Source organism: Streptomyces sp. NPDC043867, assembly GCF_056435845.1.
In genome coordinates this window covers 20,881-26,982 of sequence record NZ_JBWKDS010000057.1, presented here as the reverse complement: position 1 = coordinate 26,982, position 6,102 = coordinate 20,881, and the positions used below count along the sequence as shown (strand labels likewise).

Genomic DNA, 6,102 nt, shown 5'->3' with positions numbered 1-6,102 from the left:
CCACCGCCCTGCCAGAAAAGAAGGCTAAACCGCCCCCCACCACCCCCCCCCCCCCCCCCCCCCCCCCCCCCCCCCCCCCCCCCCCCCCCCCCCCCCCCGGGACCGGCGCGCGGGGCGCGCCCCCCAGGGGGAGTCTCGGCAACGGGACCGGCCGCACGCAGAGTTGGGGCCGGTCGGCGTCAGCCCTCTCCCGGCCGGGGACCCGGCGCGCGCGTCCGTCCCGGCCGTCCCGTACGGTTCCGTGCGGTTCGGCTCCGTCCAGTCCGGTCTCGTCCAGTCCGGTTTCGTCCCGTACCGTGCCGCCCCGTACCGTGCCGGCGTGTCCGGCGCCCGCGGGGGAGTGCACTCGTGAGCGTCACCGCGGTGCGGTGCATGCTGATGCGCGGCGGCACCTCCAAGGGCGCCTATTTCCTGGCCGACGACCTGCCGGACGACCCCATGGACCGGGACCGGCTGCTGCTGCGCATGATGGGCAGTCCCGACGCGCGCCAGATCGACGGACTGGGCGGCGCGCACCCGCTGACCAGCAAGGTCGCCGTGGTCTCCCCGTCCTCGCACCCGGACGCCGATGTCGACTATCTCTTCCTCCAGGTCGCGGTGGACAGCGCCGAGGTGTCCGACCGGCAGAACTGCGGCAACCTGCTGGCCGGAGTCGGCCCGTTCGCCGTGGAGCGCGGCCTGGTCGTGCCCCAGGAGGGGCGGACCGCCGTACGGATCAGGATGGTCAACAGTGGTGACCACGCCACGGCGACCTTTCCCACGCCGGACGGGCGCGTCTCGTACCGCGGGGCGACGGAGATCTCCGGCGTGCCGGGCACGGCCGCGCCCGTGGTGATCGAGTTCCGGCGGGGCGCCAAACCGCTGCTCCCGACCGGCAGCTCGCGTGACACCGTCGCCGGAATGCAGGTGACCTGCGTGGACAACGGGATGCCCACCGTCCTGATCGCCGCGTCCTCCCTCGGAGTCAAGGGCTACGAGGAACCCGCGGAGCTGGAGAAGGACCGGGGGCTCGGTGAGCGGCTCGGGGAGATCCGGCTGGCGGCCGGCCGGCTGATGGGCCTCGGCGACGTGAGCGGGACGACCGTCCCCAAACTCACCCTGCTCGCCCCTCCCGTGCACGGCGGCGCCGTCATGACCCGCACCTTCATCCCGGTCCGCTGCCACACCGCGATCGGTGTCCTCGGGGCCGCCGGTGTCGCCGCCGGGCTGCGCCTGCGCGACGGCGTGGCCCGGGATGTCGCACAACTTCCGTCGCGGGGAACGCAGTTGCGCATCGAGCACCCCACCGGCTTCCTCGACATCGACAGCGTCGTCGAGGACGACCCGCTCGGCGGGGTCCCCGTGGCCGGCCGCACGGCCGTCGTCCGTACCGCGCGGAAGATCTTCGACGGCACGGTCTTCCCCCGCCCTGCCTGAGCCGGCCCCGGCACGCCGCCGACGACCGCCGCACCGCACCCCGGACGACCGCACCCCCGCGTTCGGCCGCGCCCCCGCGCGACCGCCCGCCGCCTTCGGGCGCACCCCGGATCATCACCCCGCCGCACCTCGACCCACCCACCGCACCCTGAAGGAGCCCTCGATGACCCCGCCCCTCGGCGACATCGCCCACCTCGGCCATGTCGAACTGCTCACCCCGGACCTCGAAGGCAGTGTCCGGTTCTTCACCACGATCCTCGGTCTGACCGAGAACGGCCGCGCCGGCGACTCGGTCCACCTGCGGACCTGGGACGACTACGAACACCACAGCCTGACCCTGACCGCCCACTCGACGTCGGGCATCCGCCGGACCGCACTGCGTGTCTCCAGCGAGGAGGCACTCCGGCGCAGGGTCGAGGCGGCCGAGCGGGCCGGGCCCGGTGGCCGCTGGGCCGAGGACGAGCCGGGCATCGGCCCGCTGTACCTGACACGCGACCCCGACGGCCACGAGATCGCGCTGTACTGGGAGAGCGGGTGGTACGAGGCGCTGCCCGGGCTGCGGCCGGGCCTGAAGAACCAGCCCCAGGCCAAACCCGCGCAGGGCGTCGGCGTACGCCGCCTGGACCACGTCAACTTCCTCGCCTCCGACGTCGCGCCCAACGCGGGCTTCGTCCGCGACGTGCTGGGCGCCCGCCCCACCGAGCAGATCGTCCTCGACACCGGCAGGCTCGCCGCCCAGTGGCTGACCTTCACCAACAAGTCGTACGACCTCGTCTACACCGAGGACTGGTCGGGCTCCCGCGGGCGGCTGCACCACATCGCGTTCGCCACGGACACCCGCGAGGACATCCTGCGCGCCGCCGATCTCTGCCTGGACAACGGGGTGCACATCGAGACCGGGCCGCACAAGCACGCCATCCAGCAGACGTTCTTCCTGTACGTCTACGAACCCGGCGGCAACCGCATCGAGTTGTGCAACCCGCTCACGCGCCTGGTCCTCGCGCCGGACTGGCCCCTGATCACCTGGACCCAGGCGGAGCGCGCCAAGGGGCAGGCCTGGGGGCTCCAGACCATCGAGTCGTTCCACACCCACGGGACTCCGCCGCTCGACTGACCGCCGTAGCGGCACGGTCCGGTGGATGCCGCACCTCGGGGCGCAGCCGTTCCCGAGATTGTTGACAAAAACGTTGACACTTGCGTTCGCGGGTCCTTAGCTTCGGGCGCACACCGGGTCGGCCGCATGAGCCGCGACGGCCCGGCTTCTCCCGAGCCCCTCCAGGGACTGCCTCTGGACGAGAGGAAACAACGATGTCCTCCTCCCCGACCCGCTCCGCCCGCGGCGGCAGACTCGCCGCGCTCGTCGTCGGCCTGTGCTGGCTGGTCGTCCTCTTCGACGGCCTCGACATGTTCGTCTACGGCGCCGTGCTGCCCCACATGCTGGCGGAGCACGCCCTCGGCCTCGAACCGTCAAAGGCGGGTGACCTCGGCAGTTACGCCACCTTCGGCATGCTGCTGGGCGCCCTGTCCGCCGGCACGGTCACCGACCGGATCGGCCGCAAGAAGGTCATCGTGACCTGCACCGCGGTGTTCTCCCTCGCCTCGGCCCTGTGCGCCGCCGCTCCGACCCTCGAAGTGTTCGGTCTCGGCCGCTTCATCGCCGGACTCGGCCTCGGCGGCCTGCTGCCCACCACCATCACGATGGTCGCCGAGTACGCCCCGCGCGGCCGGGCCGCCCTGATCGTCGGCACCCTCATGACCGCCCACCAGGCCGGCGGCATCCTGTCCGGACTCGTGGGCCTGTGGACCGGGGGCCCCTCCGGCTGGCGCGTCGCCTACTGGATCTGCGTCGCGCCCCTGTTCATCGGCGTACCGCTGGTCGTCACATTCCTGCCGGAGTCGCTGAGCTTCCTGCTGGCCCGGGGCCGCACCGAGGAAGCCCGCGCCCTCGCTGCCCGCTACGACGTGGCCCTGCCCGCCGCGGAGGCGGAGCGCCCGGCCGCCGGCGAACGCTGGAGCGCGCTCGTCGCGCTGTTCCGCGGCGGCCTGTGGCGCACCACCCTGCTGTTCTGGCTGGCGTCCTTCGGCGGCCTGCTCCTCGTGTACGGCGTCAGCAACTGGCTGCCCACCATGATGCGCGGAGCCGGTTACGAGCTCGGCTCCTCCCTGTCGTTCGTCATCGTCATCAACGCCGGCGGCATCGTGGGCATGCTGGTCGCCGGCCGCTTCTCCGACCGCTTCGGTGCTCCGCGCATCGCCACCCTCTGGTTCGCGGCCACGGCCGTCGGTGTCCATCTCCTGGGCATCCACATGCCGTTGGCGCTCACCTACGTCGTGGTGTTCCTCACCGGCCTGTTCCTGTTCAGCGCCCAGGCCATGATCTACGCGGCCGTGGCGGGCCGTTCCACCGCCGACAACCGTGCCACCGCCGTGGGCTGGGTCTCCGGCATCGGCCGTTTCGGGGCCGTGGCCGGGCCGTGGCTCGGCGGCCGGCTCGTGGCCGCCCGGAACGAGAACTGGGGCTTCACCGTCTTCGCCCTGACCGCCGTACTCTCCACCGTCTTCGTCGGCCTCACCACCCTTCAGGGGCGCGGACGAACACCGCAGGGCAGCACTCCGCAACCGGCGTCCGCGCCGAGCTGACCTCCGCGGACGCGCGCTCCCGGGCCGCCCCCGCGTGACCTCCGGCCCGGGCTCCCCTCTCGCACACCCAGGAGCACCAACAATGATCATCGACTGCCACGGTCACTACACGACCGCCCCGCCGGCCCTGGAGACCTGGCGGAACCGGCAGATCGCCGCGCTCACCGGCCCCGCCGCGGCTCCCGACCCGGCCGACCTGCGCATCGGCGACGACGAGCTGCGCGAGAGCGTCGAGACCAACCAGCTGCGCATGATGGACGAACGCGGCATCGACCTGACCGTCTTCTCGCCCCGCGCCTCGTTCATGGCCCACCACGTGGGCGACTTCCGTACGTCCGAGCGATGGGCTTCCCTGTGCAACGAGTTGGTCCACCGCGTCAGCACCCTCTACCCGGAGCGCTTCGTCCCCGCGGCCATGCTCCCGCAGTCACCGGGCGCCGACCCCGCGACCTGCGTACCCGAACTGAAGCGCTGCGTGGAGGAGTTCGGAGCGGTCGCGGTGAACCTGAACCCCGATCCGTCGGGCGGCCACTGGACCGCGCCGCCGCTGACCGACCGCTCCTGGTATCCGCTCTACGAGGCGATGGTCGCGTACGACATACCGGCGCTGGTGCACGTCAGCACCAGCGTCAACCCCGCGTTCCACACGACCGGGGCGCACTACCTCAACGCCGACACCACGGCCTTCATGCAGCTCGTCCAGGGAGACCTCTTCACCGACTTCCCCACGCTGCGTCTTGTCGTTCCGCACGGCGGCGGGGCCGTCCCGTTCCACTGGGGCCGTTTCCGCGGTCTCGCCATGGCGCTCGGAAAGCCACCGCTGGAGGAGCACCTCCTGAACAACGTCTTCTTCGACACCTGCGTCTACCACCAGCCCGGCATCGACCTGCTGCTCGACGTGGTGCCTCTGCGCAACCTGCTGTTCGCGTCGGAGATGATCGGCGCCGTCCGGGACATCGACCCGTGCAGCGGTCACCACTTCGACGACACCCGCCGCTATGTGGAGAGCGCCGGCCTGTCCCGCGGCCGGCTGGCCGACCTCCAGGAGCGCAACGCCCGCACCGTCTACCCGCGCCTGAACGCCCTGCTCACGCGACAGGGCCGCTGACCCCACGAGAAGAACGGCATCGCCATGTACGAACTCGGAGTCGTCCACCGCACCGTGGACCGGCCCTCCCGCACCGACGTCGACGCCCTCGCGCCCTTCGGCGTGAGCACCCTCCACGAGGCCATGGGACGCGTCGGACTCATGCGCCCCTGCATACGGCCCGTCTACCCCGGCGCGAGGCTGACCGGCACGGCCGTCACGGTGCTGCTGCAGCCCGGCGACAACTGGATGATGCACGTGGCGGCGGAACAACTGCGGTCCGGCGACGTGCTGGTGGCGGCCTGCACCACCGAGTGCGAGGACGGATTCTTCGGTGAACTCCTCGCCACCTCGGTGCGGGCCCAGGGCTGTGTCGGCCTCGTCATCGACGGCGGATGCCGGGACGTGGCGGAGCTGGCGGAGATGGACTTCCCCGTCTTCAGCCGGGCGATCAACTCCAAGGGCACCGTCAAGGCCACCCTCGGCTCCGTCAACGTGCCCGTGATCTGTGCCAACGCCCAGGTGTGCCCGGGTGACGTGGTCGTCGGCGACGCGGACGGTGTCGTGGTCGTCCCGGCCGGACGGGTCGCGGAGGTGGCCGCGGCCGCCGCGAAGCGCGAGGCGGACGAGGAGGTCAAGCGCCGGCGTTTCCAGGCTGGTGAGCTGGGACTCGACCTCTACGGGATGCGCGAGCCCCTCGAGAAGGCGGGCTTGCGGTACGTGGACTGACACGCGGGATACGTCCGGCTTCCCCCGAGGCCGGACACCCCTTCGCCGCTACGCGAATCCTCCCGCAGGGCGCCCAAGTACCTTTCCCCGGTCAGGGCTTGACGGCGACCGCTCCGAACTGCGGCAGCGGGGGGGGGGGGGGGGGGGGGGGGGGGGGGGGGGGGGGGAAAAAAAAAAAAAGAGGGGGGGGGGGGGCAGAGGCCCAAAAAAGAAGGGGGTCTCCCCCCTTA

5 protein-coding genes are annotated in these 6,102 nt (G+C 72.0%); all 5 read left to right on the top strand.

The features are described 5' to 3' along the window. Positions 1 to 372: 372 nt before the first annotated feature. A complete protein-coding gene (locus tag AC069T_RS35520; protein ID WP_478786670.1) occupies positions 373 to 1,416 on the top strand; it encodes a 4-oxalomesaconate tautomerase in 1,044 nt (347 codons plus the stop codon). 163 nt (positions 1,417 to 1,579) lie between these two features. Continuing rightward, entirely contained in the window at positions 1,580 to 2,530 is a 951-nt protein-coding gene (locus AC069T_RS35515; RefSeq protein WP_478786661.1) for a catechol 2,3-dioxygenase, read from the top strand. A 194-nt stretch (positions 2,531 to 2,724) separates the two neighbouring features. Beyond that, positions 2,725 to 4,056, top strand: coding sequence for an MFS transporter (locus tag AC069T_RS35510; protein WP_478786660.1), 1,332 nt, complete (start codon positions 2,725 to 2,727; stop codon positions 4,054 to 4,056). Between the two features lie 82 nt (positions 4,057 to 4,138). Further along, a complete protein-coding gene (locus AC069T_RS35505) occupies positions 4,139 to 5,164 on the top strand; it encodes an amidohydrolase family protein (protein ID WP_478786659.1) in 1,026 nt (341 codons plus the stop codon). A 24-nt stretch (positions 5,165 to 5,188) separates the two neighbouring features. After that, positions 5,189 to 5,872: a 4-carboxy-4-hydroxy-2-oxoadipate aldolase/oxaloacetate decarboxylase gene (ligK, locus tag AC069T_RS35500; protein ID WP_478786658.1), complete on the top strand. Its 684-nt coding sequence runs from the start codon at positions 5,189 to 5,191 to the stop codon at positions 5,870 to 5,872. Positions 5,873 to 6,102: the final 230 nt, after the last annotated feature.